The sequence below is a fragment of the Ruegeria sp. O4 genome (assembly GCF_056535125.1).
In genome coordinates this window covers 1-15988 of record NZ_JBQERO010000013.1, presented here as the reverse complement: position 1 = coordinate 15988, position 15988 = coordinate 1, and the positions used below count along the sequence as shown (strand labels likewise).

Genomic DNA, 15988 nt, shown 5'->3' with positions numbered 1-15988 from the left:
CCGGAGAACTGGTCATGCGAGAATTCACAGACCGGGGTGTGACATTGCGTTGGTCCGAATTGATCAACGTAAATGGGTTAAATCGGGTGCTGATCGAAGCCGGACCCGCCGTGTCTTCGCATGACGTGGTGCGTGTGATCTTTTCCGAAGATGGCGGCCCCGAACGCGCCATTCGCGGCTGGCCCTTGCAATGCGACCCGATGACGGGGTTTCAGCAGTTTGCAGCCATGCTGCCATCTGTGACCCAGGAAAAGACATTGACCTGGCGACCGGTGCTGACGACCGGTGGTCGCGAATATGATCCCGGCCCCGGAAAGGCCCCCGAGCCTGCGCCGCCAAGCCCGGCAAAGCCTGTCACGCAAATGCCCGCGCTTGAACACGTTGGCAGGTTTGTGGTGCCGTTCACCGACGAGTTCTATCCGTCAGGTGAAACACCGGACGGCATCTGGCTGCATTTCGGGATCAAAGAGGGCGGAACGGTTGAAGGACCTCATCTGAAGGGGACGATCGATCCGCTGGGGGGCGACTGGATGCGCGTGCGATCCGACGGAGTTGGGCTTTTGCACGCCCGAGCGCTTATTCAACCCGTTGAAGGGGGTGCGCCGATCCTGTTTGAAGATACCGGCGTGTGTGACTTTGGCCCGGATGGGTTTGCCGGGCTGGCGAAGGGCACTCTGCCCGCCTCGGCCCCGGTCCGGCTGGCACCGCGATACCTGACGTCAAACCCGAATTATGCCTGGATGAACAGGTTGCAGGGGTTCGGCATCGGCGAAGCCAGCCTGTCCGATATCACCCTGCGCTTTGACGTCTATTCCGCGAAAGGAACATCCGATGGCTGAAAAGGTTGTCATACTGGGCGGTGGCGTGGCCGGAATGAGCGCCGCGCATGAGCTGATCGAGCGCGGGTACGAGGTCGAGATTCACGAGCGCCAGCTGATCCCCGGCGGTAAGGCACGCAGCATCCCCGTGATGAAGGGCGAAGGCGATCACGGGTCCAAGGCGAAACACATCAAGGCGCTTGAAAAATGGGCCGAGATGGACGGTGCCAGTTATCCCCCCGGTGTGAAACGCCCCTGGCTGCCCGGCGAGCACGGGTTCCGGTTCTTTCCGAATTTCTACCGCCATATCACCGATACGATGGCACGCACGCCCTATTATGGCAAAGGCACCTGTTACGATAATCTGGTGTCCACCACTCAGGTTCTGGTCAGCCAGTTCGATGACCCTGGCATCATCGTTCCCGAACGGTTTCCCCGCACGCTGAAAGACGTGGCCGACGTGCTCAAGACGGTTGCATTCACGCTCTCGCCACGGGACCAGATTGCCTATGAGGATGTCGAACATTTCATCGCCTGCATGTGGCGCATCGCGACATCCTGCAAGGAGCGCCGGTTCGATGAATATGAACGCATCGGGTGGTGGGATTTCATCGGTGCCGAAAAACGCTCGGAAGCGTATCAGAAGTTTTTGGCGATTGGCCTGACCCGTTCGCTGGTGGCCGCGAAGGCGACAACTGCCAGTACAAAGACGGTGGGCGACATTGCGGTTCAACTTCAGCTGGGTATCGCGACGCCCGAGCCGCATGGCAACCGGCTGTTGAACGGTCCCACCAACCTTGTCTGGATACAGCCGTGGCTGGATTACCTCAAAAGCAAGGGGGTCGTGTACAAGTTCAACTCAAAGGTCACGGGCATCGACTGCGAGGATGGCCGCATCGTCAGCGCGACGGTTGAACAGGATGGCGAAGAAAAGCAGGTCACCGGGGACTGGTTCATCAGTGCGATGCCGATCGAACGGATCGCTCCGCTGATCACCCCTGCGATGACGGCAATCGACCCGTCTCTGGCCAAGCTGCCCCTGCTGGCCGATGACGTGCAATGGATGAACGGAATTCAGTTCTATCTGACCAAGGATGTTGAACTGACGCACGGCCATGTCATTTTCATTGACAGCCCCTGGGCCCTGACCGCGGTTTCACAAAAACAGTTCTGGTCGGCCATCAACTTTGAAAACTGGGCAGAAGGCAAGACCAAGGGTTTGCTTTCAATAGATATCTCGGAATGGGACAAGCCGGGCCTGAATGGAAAAACCGCGCGTGATTGCAGCCGTGAGGAGATTGCGCAAGAGGTTTGGGAACAACTCAAGCGGAGCGTCAACGTGGATGGCCAGACCGTCCTGCGCGACGAGGATATGCATTACTGGTTCCTTGATCCGGATATTGTGCAGGATCCCAACGACCCCAAGCGCCAAACCAATGTGGAGCCGCTGTTGGTCAACCGCATCAACAGCTGGCGGTTGCGCCCTGAGGCGGCCACGTTGATCCCGAACTTCATGCTGGCGTCGGATTATGTACGCACCTACACCGACCTTGCCACCATGGAAGGAGCAAACGAAGCGGCACGTCGGGCGGTCAATGCCATCCTGCAACGCGGCGGATCAAAAGCAGAGCCCTGCCAAATCTGGGACCTGCACGAGCCGGATATCCTGAAACCGCTGCGCGCCTATGATTTTGCCCGCTATCAGGCCGGCCTGCCCTGGGACAACCGGTTTGCGGTTGCAGTCGAAGCCGCGCTGAGGATGGGACAGGATTCCGTGGGTGTTGAGCGTGGCGGTGAAGGGCCGCTGGCCGTCATCGGGGAACCGGCGGCTGAGTATTCAAAACCCGGCGGGATTACCGAAGACCCTGCTATTGCGGACGCGTTGCGCATGATCTGCCCTCCGAAAGAGCTGTTTGACCTGATGGCGGCCTACGAGCCGACCGCTGATCTTCCGATCCCGGGAGAGGAGATTGCAGAGGATGTTGCCTTTGATCTGGGACGGGACAGCGGCCAGTCGGGGGTGTTGTCCAAAGCCTTGCCGCTGACGGATTCACCTTTGTCCGCAACCGGAACCAACCTAGCCGAGACGGGCAGGAACGAGACCAAAACCCGTGTGATCATCACCCAGAAGGGATGACCCTGTGGCCACTGGCACAGCACATCTGGATCCTGCGGCACAGCAGGATTTTCTGAAAACGCTGACCTCATACGGGGATCGGGCCCGTGAGACGCTTTTGCAACTGCTGCCGACGGGCGAGCCGCAGGCTTATCTGTACGGGCCGATGCGGGATTACATCGAAACCTCGGGCAAGGGGTTGCGGCCCGCGCTGTTGCTGGCCACATGCGAGGCTTTCGGCGGTGACAGCGAAAACGCACGGGTGTCTGCCGCCGTTCTTGAACTGCTGCACAACGCATTTCTGATCCATGACGATATCGAGGATCAAAGCGATTTCAGGCGCGGGCGCGAATGTATGCACAAGCGGCTTGGGGTTCCTCTGGCGATCAATACCGGCGACGGGATGCAATCGCTGGCCCTGCGCCTGTTGCGCCAGAACCTTGGGCCGCTGGGCCCTGAAACGGGTATACGCGTGGTGGACGAGTTCGATCACCTTTTGCAGCAGTCCATTGAAGGTCAGGCGCTGGAGCTTGGCTGGATACGGGACAACCGGCTGAACGTGGATGCATCGGATTATCTGACGATGTGTCTGAAGAAGACCTGCTGGTACAGTTTCATTCACCCCATGCGCATCGGGGCGCTGATTGCCCGGCCACATGATGTGGCGTCAGGCGCGCTTAATCTGGACGATTTCAACGCGTTTGGGTTTTTTCTGGGGGCCGCGTTTCAGATACAGGATGATGTTCTGAACCTCGTGGGCTCGCAGGACAAATATGGCAAAGAGATCGGCGGGGACATTTACGAAGGCAAACGCACGCTGATGCTGGGGCGGCTTAGCTTGCAGGCGGATGAGCCCGAAAAAGCGCGCCTGTCGGAGATGCTGTCAAACCCGCGTGACAACCGTTCGACGCAGGATGTCAGCTGGGTTCTGGATCGCATGGATCACTATGGCTGCATCAGATATGCACAGGACGCGGCCAATGACTTGCTGGCCTCGGCCCGTCAGGAGTTTGCGCAGGTTTTTGCAGCCACCGAAGAGGTGCCGCGCGCGTTTCTGGGTCATTTCATGGACTATCTCGTAACCCGTCAGGTTTGAGCGCCCGCCACCTCATACATCACGACGATCGAGGTTTGCACTGTGCCTGTGCAGGCAATCCGACCGTGATATTCGCCGGGATCGGCGAGGTCCGGCACGGTTACAATGACGGCAACATCTGTTGACTCGCCGGGGTTTAGCTGGATTTGCGGGGGGACAACATTGACCCGGTTTGCCGGAAGAGTGTCGCCGTTCCGGTTGATCAGGTCGCCCGGTTCGAACTGTAGTGCGACGGGCCCGCCATCGTTTGGTGCGTCAAAGGACAGCAATATGGTCGCGGTGCCGCCGGGGTGGCAGGTTTTGCGGCACGCAAATGGCCCTTCAAGCGGCTGTTGCGCGCCCCGTTCAGCCCCAAGCACGCGGCGGGCAATGTCCGAGATCGGTTGCGCATCCGGCTGTGGCGCGATCGGGCTGACCGGAAGTGGCGTGCTAACGTATGGTTTTCGTTCGAAATAAGGCATGCCTAACTGTGCACCTGTGGCGCGGATCAGTAAATGGGAAATTTACCGGATCCGCGCCACAAACACACCGCGTTATTATTTGCCTTTCCAGACCGGATCGCGTTTTTCAGCAAATGCACGCGCGCCTTCAAGCTGGTCCTCGCTGGAATAGAGGACATCCACGCTGCGCAGTTGCCGTTTGGTGATGCGGTTCATGGCGTCCTGAAACTTGGCGTCTTCGGCATCGCGCACGATTTCCTTGATGGCCGCGTAGACCAGCGGCGGCCCTGACGCCAGCAGGCGGGCGAGGTCCCACGCGCGGTCCATCAGCTGATCAGCGGCGACGATCTCGTTCACCAGACCCCAGCGGTTGGCTTCTTCGACATCAAACCAGCGGCCTGTCAGAAGCAGCTCCATCGCGATGTGATAGGGAATGCGCTTGGGCAGTTTGACGCTGGCGGCATCCGCAACGGTGCCCGAGCGGATTTCCGGCAAAGCAAAAGTGGCGTGGTCAGCTGCAAGGATCATGTCAGTGGACAAGGCCAACTCTAGCCCGCCGCCGCAGGCGATACCGTTGACGGCCGCAATCACGGGCTTGTTCAGGTCGCGCAGCTCTTGCAGGCCTCCGAACCCGCCGACGCCGTAATCTCCGTCCACCGCGTCGCCGTCGGCGGCGGCTTTCAGATCCCAGCCAGGGCAAAAGAACTTTTCGCCAGCGCCGGTCAGGATGGCCACGCGCAGGTCCGGGTCGTCGCGGAATTCGGCAAAGACCTCGCCCATTCTGCGGCTGGTGATCAGATCAATCGCGTTTGCCTTGGGGCGGTCCAGCGTAACCTCAAGGATCGAACCATCGCGGCGGGTTTTGATCGGGTCCATATCTCAGGCCTTTCTTATCAGGGCGTCCACGGCAACGGCCTTGTCCGGCGTGCACAGGAGCGGGTTAATCTCGACCTCGCCAAGCGTGTCGGCATTTTGCATGACATAGGTCTGAACGGCCTCGACCGCGGCAACAATCGCATCCATATCAGCCGCCGGTTGGCCGCGATAGCCCGCCAGCAGTGGGGCGATCTTCAATTGACCGAGGGCGGAGCGGATGTCTCCGGGCGGGCTGGGCACCAGCAAGGATACCGTGTCGCGCAGCAGTTCGGTCAGCACGCCCCCTGCCCCAAAGGTCAGAACAAACCCATGGGCGGGATCACGCACCACGCCAATCAGAAGCTCGGCAACGGGTCCGGCGACCATCTCTTCGATCAGGATGTCTTCGGTGCCGATATCTGCCGCGACAGCCGCGACGTCCTGGGCCTGGATGCCCAGCCGAACGGCGCTGTGTTCGGATTTATGCGCAAGCCCGACACCTTTGACGGCAAAGGGGCCTTCCATCTGGCCCGCTGCGGCACGGGCAGCTTCCGCGCCCCGCACCGTCCGGTTCTGCGGGATACGCAGGCCGCATTCCGCCAGCGCCGCCTTCGAAGCGCCTTCGGTCAGGGTTTGGGTTGGTTCCATTGTACCCGGTTGCAAAACGGGCGCAGCGGATGGGGCCTTGACCTGCCCTGCGGCGCGGGTCGCAGACAGCGCCTCGCGCAGGCCCATGAAGGGGACAACACCCCCGGCCATCAACTGTTGTGCGATGTCTTCCGGTAAAAGTTCCGGCAAGGTGGCGACAATCGCGAACCGGGCGCCGGTTTCTGCCCGTACGTTCAACGCTGCCTGCGTTGCGCAGGCCCAATCGGTGGAGTCGGTGGTCGGGTAGTCGACGATCGAGAATGTCATGTCGATATCGTCGCCCGTCATGCCCGACCAGGCCCGCGTCATCGCCAGCTCGTCACGCCAGATATAGGTGTGATAATCCAGCGGGTTGTTCAGCGCGACCATTGGCCCGAGTGCGCCGCGCAGGCGGGTCAGCTTTTCACCGCTCAGCCGTGGAAATTGCAACCCCGTGCCGACGGCCATATCGGCAATCAGGCTCGCCTCGCCCCCCGAACAGCTGATCGAGGAAATGTTGCCCCCCGGCAGCGGCCCGTAGCAGTGCAACAGTTTGAGCGTTTCAAGGAAGTCGGGCAGTGCGGGAAGGCGTGGAATGCCAAGCCGGTCAAGCAGCGCCTGCGCCCCGGCATCGCTGCCCGCCAGAGATGCGGTATGGGAAACGGTTGCCGCTTGCGCCTGTTCCGATGCGCCGACCTTGAGGGCAACCAGCGGGATGCTTTTTGCATGGGCTTTGGCGGCCAGCGCTTCCCACTCGCGGATGTTATTGAAGCCTTCGATATGCAGGCCCACGGCAGTCACGCGCGGGTCATCGATCAGGGCCGAGGCGATCTGCGCCTGACTGGTCTGAGCCATGTTCCCGCAGGTCACCATATAGGCAATCGGCAACCCGCGTTTCTGCATGGTCAGGTTGATCGAGATGTTCGAGCTTTGCGTCAGGATCGCCACGCCCTTGTCAACTGGCACAACCCCGTGCTGATCCGGCCACAGCAATGCCCCGTCCAGCGCGTTGATGAAGCCATAGCAATTCGGGCCCAGAATGGGCATGTCTCCGGCCGCGGCGATCAGTTGATCCTGCAAATCCCCGCCGGTGTCGTCCTCGGCCACAGCCTCGGAAAAGCCCGAGGCGAAGCAGACGGCGCCACCCGCACCCATGCTGGACAGGACTTGAACCGCTTCAATCGTGGCATGGCGGTTGATGCCGATAAAAACCGCGTCAGGTGCATTGGGCAGGTCTTCGATATGGCCATAAACCTTGTGGCCCGCAATGTCCGAAGCCTTGGGATGGACCGGCCAGATCTGACCAGCATATCCCATGCGTTCGGATTGCAGGATAACCTGTTGGCACCATGCACCGCCGCCAATGACAGCGATGCTTTTCGGGCGCAGCAGCCGGGTCAGGTCTTTGGTCATGGTCAGGCGCCCAGCGGACGCAGAAGATCGCGGCTGATGATGTGGCGCTGAATCTCGCTGGTGCCGTCCCAGATCCGTTCGACCCGGGCGTCGCGCCAAAACCGTTCAATCGGGAAATCATCCATCAGGCCCATGCCGCCGAAGATTTGCAGCGTCGTGTCGGTGACCCGCGCCAATGCCTCGGAGGCATAGAGCTTGGCCGAGGCGATCTCGCGGTTTGCGGGCAGGTTCTGATCCAGACGCCAAGCGGCGGCAAGGGTCAGCCAATCGGCGGCGTCAATCTCGGTGATCATGTCGGCAATCTGAAAGCCGACACCCTGAAACTTGCCGATGGGCTGGCCGAATTGCTTGCGCTCGGCGGCGTAGTTCAGCGCATAATCAAAGCAGCGCCGCGCGCGCCCGACCGAGAAGGCCGCAACCGTCAGACGGGTCGCGTAAAGCCATTCGTTCATCACCGCAAAACCGCCATCGACCTCGCCCAGAACCTGCGCATCGGACAGGCGGCAATTGTCGAAATACAGGATACAGTTTTTATAGCCCCTGTGGCTGACGGATCTGTAGCCGTCGCGTACTTCAAAGCCCGGTGTGCCGCGATCCACCAGGAAGGTGGTGATGCGTTTTTTGGGGCCTTTAGGGGTCTCATCCACGCCGGTGGCAACGAAGACAATGAAGAAATCCGCGTGTTCCGCGCCCGAGATGAAGTGTTTTGATCCGTTGACGACCCAGTCGCCACCGTCGCGCACCGCCTGACATTTCATGCCGCGCACGTCCGATCCGGCATCCGGTTCGGTCATCGCCAGCGCGTCCATCTTTTCCCCGCGCACTGCGGGCAGCAGATAGCGTTCGCGCTGTTCGTCGTTGCAGGCCATGAGGATGTTTTGCGGGCGGCCAAAGAAATGCGTCAGCGCCATCGACCCACGGCCCAGTTCACGCTCGACCAGTGTAAAATCCAGATGCGACAGGCCCGCGCCGCCCACTTCTTCGGGGAAGTTGCAGGCATAGAACCCCAGATCGATACATTTCTGCTTGATCTCGTTGCCAAGCTCCGGCGGGACCGTTCCGCTGCGTTCGACCGCGTCTTCATGCGGGTAGATTTCTTTTTCTACAAAGCTGCGGACCGTCGAGACGATCATGTCCTGTTCTTCTGTCAGACCAAACTGCATGGCGCGTGTTCCCTGGATCGGTGGTTGACCAACCAAACGCCATCGCTCATGGTCGCGGCATGCAGAGATAGATCAGTTTCATGCCAAATTCGAAAATATTAACGCAGCAGTACAATGTCCTGCTGTTCAACGGGTTCTCGAACCATTGCCTTGCGAACATGGTCGAACCGTTGCGGGCGGCAAACACCCTGTCGCGGCAGGCGTTATATACGTGGCGCTTCTGTTCGCTTGACGGCAACCCTGTTCAAAGCTCCAGCGGCCTTGTCGTCACCCCGAACGGGGCCATCGGCGATCAACAGGGGGATTTTCTTGTTGTCATGCCGTCATATGGATACCTGAAGCTGGATACGCGGTCGACCATGCGTGCCGTGCTGGCTGCGGCCAAGAAACACAAGCACCTGGCCGGGCTGGATACGGGAAGCTGGCTGCTTGCCAGCGCCGGATTGCTGGATGACCACAGGGCAACCATTCATTGGGACGAATTTTCGCGGTTCGAAGAAAGGTTTCCGGCGGTAGAGGCCGTGCGGGAACGGTTTGTCATCGATGGCAACCGTCTGACCTGTTCCGGGGCCATGGCAGCCTTCGATCTGGCCCTGACCCTTATCCGCCGGGATCACGGCCCGCTGCTGGCGATGGAGGTCGAGCACCTGTTCATGAGTCGGAACGGGCGTGGCCATTATGACCTGCCCCTGAAATCCGAGGACACGCTGGTCAATCGTGCGCTGACCGTCATGCAGGCGCATCTTGAAGCACCGCTGTCAGTCCGGAGTGTGGCCCGGAAAATCGGGTGTTCGCAAAAACGGCTTGAAACGCGTGTTCAGGCGGAATTGAAAACAACTCCGCAAGCGCTGTACCGGCGTCTGCGCCTGAACCGCGCGCGCAATCTGGCCGAGGATACGGAACAATCCATCGCCGAAATCGCGGGGCGCTGTGGATATGAAAACGCCAGCGCCATGACCCGCGCGTTCAAGGCCGAATTCGGTCAAACGCCGACCGCATTTCGGAATGGAAACCTGTCGGGGCGATGAGCCCGGACTGGCGGGAAGCCGTTTGTTGCTTTTCACAACCTGCAATAAAGCATGCGGTTTTCTGATATCACTCCAGCGAAACCCACAGAATCCTGGCGTCTTCGTCGCTGGTCGAGATACAGCCATGGCCCATTCCACTGTCGTAATACAGTGAATCCCCCGCCTTCATGGGCAGGGGTCGGTAATGTTCGGAAAGGAAAATCAGCTCGCCGCTGAGTACATACATGAATTCTTCGCCAGAGTGCCGAATCCAAGTGTCGAACTCGGATACATCCCGCGCCTTGATCGTTGCGATATAGGGCAGCATCCGTTTGCTGGTCAGTTCGGAACACAGCAGTTCGTGATGATAGGTGGGCGTGGTCTTGAATTCCCCTTCACCTTTTGGGGTGAAATCGCGGCGACCCGAGATGCCCGACTGACCCGATTGCAGGAACAGCTGTGGCGTGCTCATGTCGAGCGCCTGTGTCAAGCGCCGCACGATTTCAAAACTGGGCCGTGTCTGGTTGTTTTCGATCTTAGACAGAGTGGACCGACCAATACCCGCAGCACGGCCAGCCTCTTCCAAAGTCCAGCCTTTTGATCGCCGCGCATCGCGAATGGAGCGGCCCAAAGCCTCGCCTTCGTCCGGTTCTTCCAGCCCGGAAACATCGTTTTGGCTTTCATCGACCATGGATTTCCCCCTGTTTTTCAAAGGCTACAGGTTTTCCCATACATACGCAACTTCTTGAATAAGAGATTTATGTTGCTCTATTGGATCATTTTCCACTATTGGAAACAAAGTTTCGTACTGAGGATTCGGAACCGAAGGAGGGGATAATGTTCAAAACGTCGCTGAATGAGGCTGACCCGGTAATCGCCGCGTCGATCGCGCGCGAAGGAATACGTCAGGCGGAACAGATTGAATTGATCGCGTCCGAGAACATCGTCTCGAAAGCTGTGATCGAGGCTCAGGGCTCGGTCCTGACCAACAAATACGCCGAAGGTTATCCTGCGCGCCGCTATTATGGCGGGTGCGAATATGTCGACGAGGTCGAAGTCGAGGCCATCGAAAGGCTGAAACAGCTGTTCGGTTGTGAATACGCCAACGTTCAACCCCATTCCGGCGCTCAGGCGAACGGGGCGGTCAAACTGGCGTTGCTGAGCCCCGGTGACACCATCCTGGGCATGTCGCTGGATGCGGGCGGGCACCTGACACACGGTGCAAAACCTGCCCAATCCGGCAAGTGGTTCCGGCCGGTACAATACGGTCTGACCCAAGCCGGCCTGATCGATTACGACCAGGTGGCCGAGCTGGCCCGGGCGGAAAAGCCCAAGCTGATCATCGCAGGCGCATCGGCCTATTCCCAGAAGATCGACTTTGTCCGTTTCCGCGAGATCGCAGATGAAGTTGGTGCGTGGTTGCTGGCGGACATGGCGCATATCGCGGGTCTGGTCGCAACTGGCCTGCACCCTTCGCCCATTGGGCACGCGCATATCGTCACCTCAACCACCCACAAGACACTGCGCGGCCCGCGGGGCGGGATCATTCTGACCAATGACGAAGCGCTGGCGAAAAAGATCAACTCTGCCGTATTCCCGGGCTTGCAAGGTGGCCCGCTGATGCATGTGATCGCCGGCAAGGCGGTTGCATTCGGAGAGGCGCTGAAGCCGGAGTTCAAAGAATACATGCAGCGCGTTGTCGACAGTGCATCGGCTTTGGCCAATGTCATGATGGCGCGCGGATGTGACATCGTTTCGGGTGGCACCGAAAACCACCTGATGCTGGTCGATCTGCGCCCGATCGGTGTGACCGGCAAGGATGCCGAGGCCGCGCTGGAACGTGCCGGGTTCACCTGTAACAAGAACAGCGTTCCGGGCGATCCCCAGAAGCCCACCATCACCAGCGGCATCCGTCTGGGCACTGCCGCCGGGTGCAGCCGGGGTTTTGGCCCTGAAGAGTTCAAACAGATCGGCCATCTGATCGGCGATGTTCTGGACGCGTTGGCGCAGTCGCCCGAAGGCGACGCGGCCATCGAAAAAGAAACCCGCGAAAAGGTTCGCGCGCTTTGCGCAAGCCACCCGATCTACTGAAAGTGCGCGAAATGAACACCTACGATCTGATTGTCATCGGAGGCGGACCGGGCGGTTATGTTGCCGCGATCCGCGCGGCTCAGCTGGGACTGAAAGTTGCCTGCGTCGAAGGGCGCGGCGCTCTTGGCGGCACCTGTCTGAACGTGGGGTGCATCCCCTCCAAAGCGTTGCTGACCTCCTCGGCCAAATATGCCGAGCTTGCACATCTCTCCTCCCACGGTGTTGCGGTCGAGGGGGCCAGCATCAATGTCGGCGCAATGATGGAGCGCAAGGACAAGATCGTGGGCGACCTGACCAAAGGCATCGCATTCCTGTTCAAGAAGAACGGCGTTGACCTGATCGAAGGTTGGGCCAGCATCCCTTCAGTCGGGCAGATCAAGGTTGGCGCTGACATTTATGAGGCAAAGAAAATTCTAATCGCGACCGGGTCGGAACCTACCTCGCTACCGGGGATCGAGATTGATGAGCAGGACGTCCTGAGTTCGACCGGCGCGATTGCGATGGAAAGCGTGCCGGATCATCTGGTGGTGGTCGGCGCAGGTGTGATCGGTCTGGAACTTGGTCAGGTCTGGGCGCGTCTGGGCGCGAAAGTCACCGTCGTCGAATATCTGGACCGTGTGCTGCCCGGCATAGATGGCGAGATTGCAAAACTGGCGCAGCGGGCGCTGGCCAAGCGCGGCCTGAAGTTCCAGCTTGGTCGGGCATTGAAATCCGTCAACAAGACCGCGGCCGGATTGACGCTTGCTCTGGATCGGGTTGGCAAAGACAAGGAAGAGGTGATCGAGGCCGACAAGGTTCTGATCGCCGTCGGACGCCGACCGGTAACGCGCGGGTTGGGGCTGGAAGAACTGGGGATAGCCTGCGACCCGCGCGGCTTTATTCAGGTGGATGACACATTCTGTACCGCTGTTCCCGGCATCTATGCAATTGGCGACTGCGTTCCAGGGCCGATGCTGGCGCACAAAGCCGAAGAGGATGGCGTTGCCTGTGTCGAGATGCTGGCAGGCGAAGCGGGGCATGTTGACTACAATACCGTGCCCGGCGTGGTTTACACCGACCCCGAGGTCGCCTCGGTCGGGCTGACCGAAGAAGCCTTGCAAGAAACGGGCATTGAATACGTGGTCGGGAAGTTTGCCTTCATGGCCAATTCGCGGGCGCGCTCGACCGGCGAGACCGACGGGGCCGTCAAGGTGCTGGCCAGTTCCGAAGGCAAGATCTTGGGCGCGCATATTTGCGGTGCGCATGGGGGAGATCTGATTGCCGAGCTGGTTCTGGCCATGGCCAAGGGCATCACCGTCGCCGAGGTCGCAGCCGCCTGCCATGCCCACCCGGCGATGGGCGAGGCTGTGAAAGAAGCCTGCCTTGACGCCATGGGCCGGGCAATTCACGCGTAGCGGGGACCAGCCAGATGACCATCCAGCTTAGACCACGTCACCCGGAAAAAGCCAAAAAAGCCGACAGCGTCATTCCGCGCAAACCCAAGTGGATACGCAAGAAAAAAGGCGACAGCTCCGCCTATTACGAAACCCGGCGCCTGATGCGGGATCACAATCTGGCGACGGTCTGCGAAGAGGCGGCCTGCCCCAATATCGGCGAGTGTTGGTCCAAGCGCCACGCAACCATGATGATTATGGGCGAGGTCTGCACACGCGGATGTTCGTTCTGCAACGTATCGACTGGCCGCCCCGACGCGCTGGACGCTTTCGAACCCGGTCGCGTTGCAGCGGCGGTCAGGAAGCTGGGCCTGCGCCATGTCGTCATCACCTCGGTCGATCGCGACGATCTGGCCGATGGCGGGGCCGAGCATATTGCCCAGACCATTCGGGCGGTACGCCACCAAAACCCCGGCACCACGGTCGAAGTTCTGACCCCCGATTTTCTGGGCAAGGGCGACGCCGCCAAGGCAGTCTTTGACGCCGCACCGGACGTGTTCAACCACAATCTGGAAACCGTGCCGCACCTATATCCGACCGTCCGTCCTGGCGCGCGGTATTACACGTCGCTGCGGCTGCTGGATGATGCCAAGCGCGCCAATCCGGAACTATTCACCAAATCCGGCCTGATGGTGGGCCTGGGAGAAACACTCGCGGATGTGCGTCAGGTCATGGATGATCTGCGTGCAGCGCAGGTCGATTTCCTGACCGTTGGCCAATATCTGCAACCAACCCCGAAACACCATCCAATTGACCGATTCTGGACACCGGAAGAGTTCGCCCAGCTGGAACAGATTGCCCGGTCCAAGGGCTTTTTGCACGTGTCAGCAACCCCGCTGACCCGGTCGTCGTTCCATGCGGACGAAGATTTCGCAGCTCTCAGGCAGGCCCGCCAGCGGGCTATCGCCAAAGGGGCATAAACCAAACGCAAATGGGAGGGAATCCATGGAAGCGTTAAATTCAATCGTAGGGGCCATCAATGGCGTCGTGTGGGGGCCGCTGATGCTGGTTCTCATCCTTGGCGTCGGCTTCTTCCTGCAGGTCGGACTGAAGTTCATGCCGATCCTGCGCATTGGCACGGGCTTCAGCCTGCTGTTCAAAGGCCGTGAAGGTCAGGGCGAAGGGCAGATCAGCCCGTTCAACGCGTTGATGACTTCGCTGTCGGCCACCATCGGTACGGGGAACATCGCCGGTGTTGCCACTGCTGTCTTCCTGGGCGGTCCGGGCGCATTGTTCTGGATGTGGATGACCGCCCTGGTGGGCATGGCCACCAAATATGCCGAGGCTGTCTGCGCGGTGAAATACCGCGAAAAGGACGAGCTGGGCAACTTCGTCGGCGGCCCGATGTACTACATCAAGAACGGTCTGGGCGCGAAATGGGCGTGGCTGGGTGTTGCCTTTGCCCTGTTTGGCGCAGTTGCGGCCTTTGGCATTGGTAACGGCGTGCAGGCCAATGGTGTTGCACAGGTTCTGGAATCGAATTTCGGAGTAAACACCTCGGTCACCGGTGTCGCTCTGATGGTTCTGACCGCCGCTGTTATTCTGGGTGGTATCACCCGTATCGGTGCGGTCGCCGGTAAACTGGTTCCGTTCATGGCGATTGCCTATATCGTTGCCGGACTGCTGGTCCTGATCATCAACATCGGCAACATCGGTCATGCGCTGTCGCTGGTCTTCACCTACGCCTTCACCCCATCAGCCGCCGAAGGTGGTTTCGCAGGTGCAGCCGTCTGGGCCGCCATCCGCTTTGGTGTGGCGCGCGGTGTTTTCTCGAACGAAGCGGGTCTGGGTTCCGCTCCGATCGCGCACGCGGCAGCCGAGACCAAAGGCCCGGTCAACCAGGGCCTGATCGCGATGCTGGGAACGTTCATCGACACGATCATCGTCTGTTCGATCACCGGTTTGGCGATCATCTCGTCAGGTGCGTGGACGTCGGGAGAATCCGGTGCGGCGCTGACCTCGCTGGCGTTCGAGACCACTCTGCCGGGTATCGGCGGGTCGATCATCGCCATCGCTCTGTCGATCTTTGCCTTTACCACCATCCTCGGCTGGTCCTTCTATGGCGAGAAATGCGTCGAATTCCTGCTGGGCGTGAAATCCCTGCTTCCCTACCGCATCCTGTGGATCATCGCGATCTACTTCGGTGCAACCGCGGATCTGGGCTTTGTCTGGCTGCTGGCCGACACGCTGAACGCCATGATGGCCATTCCGAACCTGATCGCCCTGGCCCTGCTGAGCCCGATCGTCTTCAAGCTGACGAAAGAGTTCTTCGCCTCGGGCGGCAAGTCCGAAGAGCCGGGCGGCGCGCCTGCCGAATAAGCTTGGTCTGACTTGAAACCGGGGGGCCATTCCGGCCCCCCGCCTTTGAAACAGAATTCCATATCTCGAGGAGAGACGTGATGGCCACGAAAATCCTGCTGCCCATTGATCACACCGACGACCGTTCGTGGAAAAATGCCCTGCCAGTTGCCTTGGAACAGGCGAAATTCTACGGGGCTGAGCTGCATGCGGTTGCCGTTATCCCCGAGATCATCCAGCTGCCGAACCTGCCCGCCAACTACGGCGCCGGCGCCAAAGATCACGTGCGAAATGCGGTTCAGGCCATTCTGGATCATGGCAACGCATCGGACGTGCCTGTCCATATTGAAGAAGGCAGCGTTTACCGTGAAATCCTCAAGCGCGCCTACAAGGACGGCTTTGACCTGATCGTCATGGCCTCGACCAAGGGTGATTTTCCGAATTATGAAATCGGTCCGAACCTGGCCCGTGTCGTGCGCAACGCGCATTGCACCGTCATGGTTGTTCGCGACCAGTCCCGTTGAGTGAAAGGTTGGATCAATGACCGAGATTAGACGCACGCCGCTTTTTGGGCTTCACGTTGAGTTGGGCGGCAAGATGGTTGATTTTGCCGGGTGGGAGATGCCGGTTC

The 15988-nt window shown here is 59.8% G+C and carries 14 protein-coding genes; 9 read left to right on the top strand and 5 right to left on the bottom strand.

Features of this window, described 5'->3' with window-relative positions:
• Nucleotides 1–14: 14 nt before the first annotated feature.
• From ACR0J7_RS14480 to ACR0J7_RS14470, 3 genes are read left to right on the top strand one after another with little or no spacing between them, the layout of a single operon-like run.
• Nucleotides 15–839, top strand: a complete 825-nt coding sequence (locus ACR0J7_RS14480; protein ID WP_480559924.1) for a DUF3237 domain-containing protein — start codon at nucleotides 15–17, stop codon at nucleotides 837–839.
• Complete coding sequence (locus tag ACR0J7_RS14475; RefSeq protein WP_480914699.1) at nucleotides 832–2955, top strand: hydroxysqualene dehydroxylase; 2124 nt, start codon at nucleotides 832–834, stop codon at nucleotides 2953–2955. The genes ACR0J7_RS14480 and ACR0J7_RS14475 overlap by 8 nt, the downstream gene beginning before the upstream one ends.
• A gap of 4 nt (nucleotides 2956–2959) precedes the next feature.
• Nucleotides 2960–4030, top strand: coding sequence for a polyprenyl synthetase family protein (locus ACR0J7_RS14470; protein WP_209507022.1), 1071 nt, complete (start codon nucleotides 2960–2962; stop codon nucleotides 4028–4030).
• On the opposite strand, the gene ACR0J7_RS14465 is transcribed toward ACR0J7_RS14470, so the two are convergent.
• The 4 genes from ACR0J7_RS14465 to ACR0J7_RS14450 all read right to left on the bottom strand — a co-directional run bounded on the left by ACR0J7_RS14465 (nucleotide 4021) and on the right by ACR0J7_RS14450 (nucleotide 8528).
• Nucleotides 4021–4491 (bottom strand): hypothetical protein, encoded by a 471-nt coding sequence (locus ACR0J7_RS14465; protein ID WP_480484288.1) that lies wholly within the window; start codon nucleotides 4489–4491, stop codon nucleotides 4021–4023. The two genes, ACR0J7_RS14470 and ACR0J7_RS14465, sit on opposite strands and share 10 nt — an antisense overlap.
• Before the next feature lie 75 nt (nucleotides 4492–4566).
• Nucleotides 4567–5346 (bottom strand): carnitinyl-CoA dehydratase, encoded by a 780-nt coding sequence (locus tag ACR0J7_RS14460; RefSeq protein ID WP_480914697.1) that lies wholly within the window; start codon nucleotides 5344–5346, stop codon nucleotides 4567–4569.
• Nucleotides 5347–5349: 3 nt separating this feature from the next.
• Nucleotides 5350–7365, bottom strand: a complete 2016-nt coding sequence (locus tag ACR0J7_RS14455; protein ID WP_480914695.1) for an acetate--CoA ligase family protein — start codon at nucleotides 7363–7365, stop codon at nucleotides 5350–5352.
• A 2-nt stretch (nucleotides 7366–7367) separates the two neighbouring features.
• Complete coding sequence (locus tag ACR0J7_RS14450; protein WP_209507018.1) at nucleotides 7368–8528, bottom strand: acyl-CoA dehydrogenase family protein; 1161 nt, start codon at nucleotides 8526–8528, stop codon at nucleotides 7368–7370.
• Between the two features lie 80 nt (nucleotides 8529–8608).
• Here ACR0J7_RS14450 and ACR0J7_RS14445 point away from each other — a divergent pair, with 80 nt between their 5' ends.
• The gene (locus ACR0J7_RS14445; protein WP_480914693.1) at nucleotides 8609–9556 is read left to right on the top strand and encodes a GlxA family transcriptional regulator; all 948 of its coding nucleotides are present in this window, start codon (nucleotides 8609–8611) and stop codon (nucleotides 9554–9556) included.
• Between the two features lie 67 nt (nucleotides 9557–9623).
• On the opposite strand, the gene ACR0J7_RS14440 is transcribed toward ACR0J7_RS14445, so the two are convergent.
• Nucleotides 9624–10226, bottom strand: coding sequence for a helix-turn-helix domain-containing protein (locus tag ACR0J7_RS14440; protein WP_480484283.1), 603 nt, complete (start codon nucleotides 10224–10226; stop codon nucleotides 9624–9626).
• A gap of 146 nt (nucleotides 10227–10372) precedes the next feature.
• Between ACR0J7_RS14440 and glyA the strand changes: the two genes are divergently transcribed.
• The 5 genes from glyA to ACR0J7_RS14415 all read left to right on the top strand — a co-directional run bounded on the left by glyA (nucleotide 10373) and on the right by ACR0J7_RS14415 (nucleotide 15881).
• Entirely contained in the window at nucleotides 10373–11626 is a 1254-nt protein-coding gene (glyA, locus tag ACR0J7_RS14435) for a serine hydroxymethyltransferase (RefSeq protein WP_480484282.1), read from the top strand.
• An 11-nt stretch (nucleotides 11627–11637) separates the two neighbouring features.
• Nucleotides 11638–13020 (top strand): dihydrolipoyl dehydrogenase, encoded by a 1383-nt coding sequence (gene lpdA / locus ACR0J7_RS14430; protein WP_480914691.1) that lies wholly within the window; start codon nucleotides 11638–11640, stop codon nucleotides 13018–13020.
• A 14-nt stretch (nucleotides 13021–13034) separates the two neighbouring features.
• On the top strand, nucleotides 13035–13979 hold the full coding sequence (gene lipA / locus ACR0J7_RS14425; RefSeq protein ID WP_480488769.1) for a lipoyl synthase: 945 nt from the start codon (nucleotides 13035–13037) through the stop codon (nucleotides 13977–13979).
• A 25-nt stretch (nucleotides 13980–14004) separates the two neighbouring features.
• Nucleotides 14005–15378 carry an alanine/glycine:cation symporter family protein gene (locus ACR0J7_RS14420; RefSeq protein WP_480488771.1) on the top strand — a complete coding sequence of 458 codons (1374 nt, stop codon included), beginning with the start codon at nucleotides 14005–14007 and terminating at the stop codon, nucleotides 15376–15378.
• 80 nt (nucleotides 15379–15458) lie between these two features.
• Nucleotides 15459–15881 (top strand): universal stress protein, encoded by a 423-nt coding sequence (locus ACR0J7_RS14415; RefSeq protein WP_480539726.1) that lies wholly within the window; start codon nucleotides 15459–15461, stop codon nucleotides 15879–15881.
• Nucleotides 15882–15988: the final 107 nt, after the last annotated feature.

What these genes read in the sequence shown, in the direction of transcription:
- lipA (WP_480488769.1), top strand. Translation starts at nt 13,035, where the DNA reads ATGACCATCCAGCTTAGACCACGTCACCCGGAAAAAGCCAAAAAAGCC.
- ACR0J7_RS14420 (WP_480488771.1), top strand. Translation starts at nt 14,005, where the DNA reads ATGGAAGCGTTAAATTCAATCGTAGGGGCCATCAATGGCGTCGTGTGG.
- ACR0J7_RS14415 (WP_480539726.1), top strand. Translation starts at nt 15,459, where the DNA reads ATGGCCACGAAAATCCTGCTGCCCATTGATCACACCGACGACCGTTCG.
- ACR0J7_RS14460 (WP_480914697.1), bottom strand. Translation starts at nt 5,346, where the DNA reads ATGGACCCGATCAAAACCCGCCGCGATGGTTCGATCCTTGAGGTTACG.
- ACR0J7_RS14455 (WP_480914695.1), bottom strand. Translation starts at nt 7,365, where the DNA reads ATGACCAAAGACCTGACCCGGCTGCTGCGCCCGAAAAGCATCGCTGTC.
- ACR0J7_RS14465 (WP_480484288.1), bottom strand. Translation starts at nt 4,491, where the DNA reads ATGCCTTATTTCGAACGAAAACCATACGTTAGCACGCCACTTCCGGTC.
- ACR0J7_RS14475 (WP_480914699.1), top strand. Translation starts at nt 832, where the DNA reads ATGGCTGAAAAGGTTGTCATACTGGGCGGTGGCGTGGCCGGAATGAGC.
- ACR0J7_RS14450 (WP_209507018.1), bottom strand. Translation starts at nt 8,528, where the DNA reads ATGCAGTTTGGTCTGACAGAAGAACAGGACATGATCGTCTCGACGGTC.
- ACR0J7_RS14480 (WP_480559924.1), top strand. Translation starts at nt 15, where the DNA reads ATGCGAGAATTCACAGACCGGGGTGTGACATTGCGTTGGTCCGAATTG.
- lpdA (WP_480914691.1), top strand. Translation starts at nt 11,638, where the DNA reads ATGAACACCTACGATCTGATTGTCATCGGAGGCGGACCGGGCGGTTAT.
- glyA (WP_480484282.1), top strand. Translation starts at nt 10,373, where the DNA reads ATGTTCAAAACGTCGCTGAATGAGGCTGACCCGGTAATCGCCGCGTCG.
- ACR0J7_RS14445 (WP_480914693.1), top strand. Translation starts at nt 8,609, where the DNA reads ATGCCAAATTCGAAAATATTAACGCAGCAGTACAATGTCCTGCTGTTC.
- ACR0J7_RS14440 (WP_480484283.1), bottom strand. Translation starts at nt 10,226, where the DNA reads ATGGTCGATGAAAGCCAAAACGATGTTTCCGGGCTGGAAGAACCGGAC.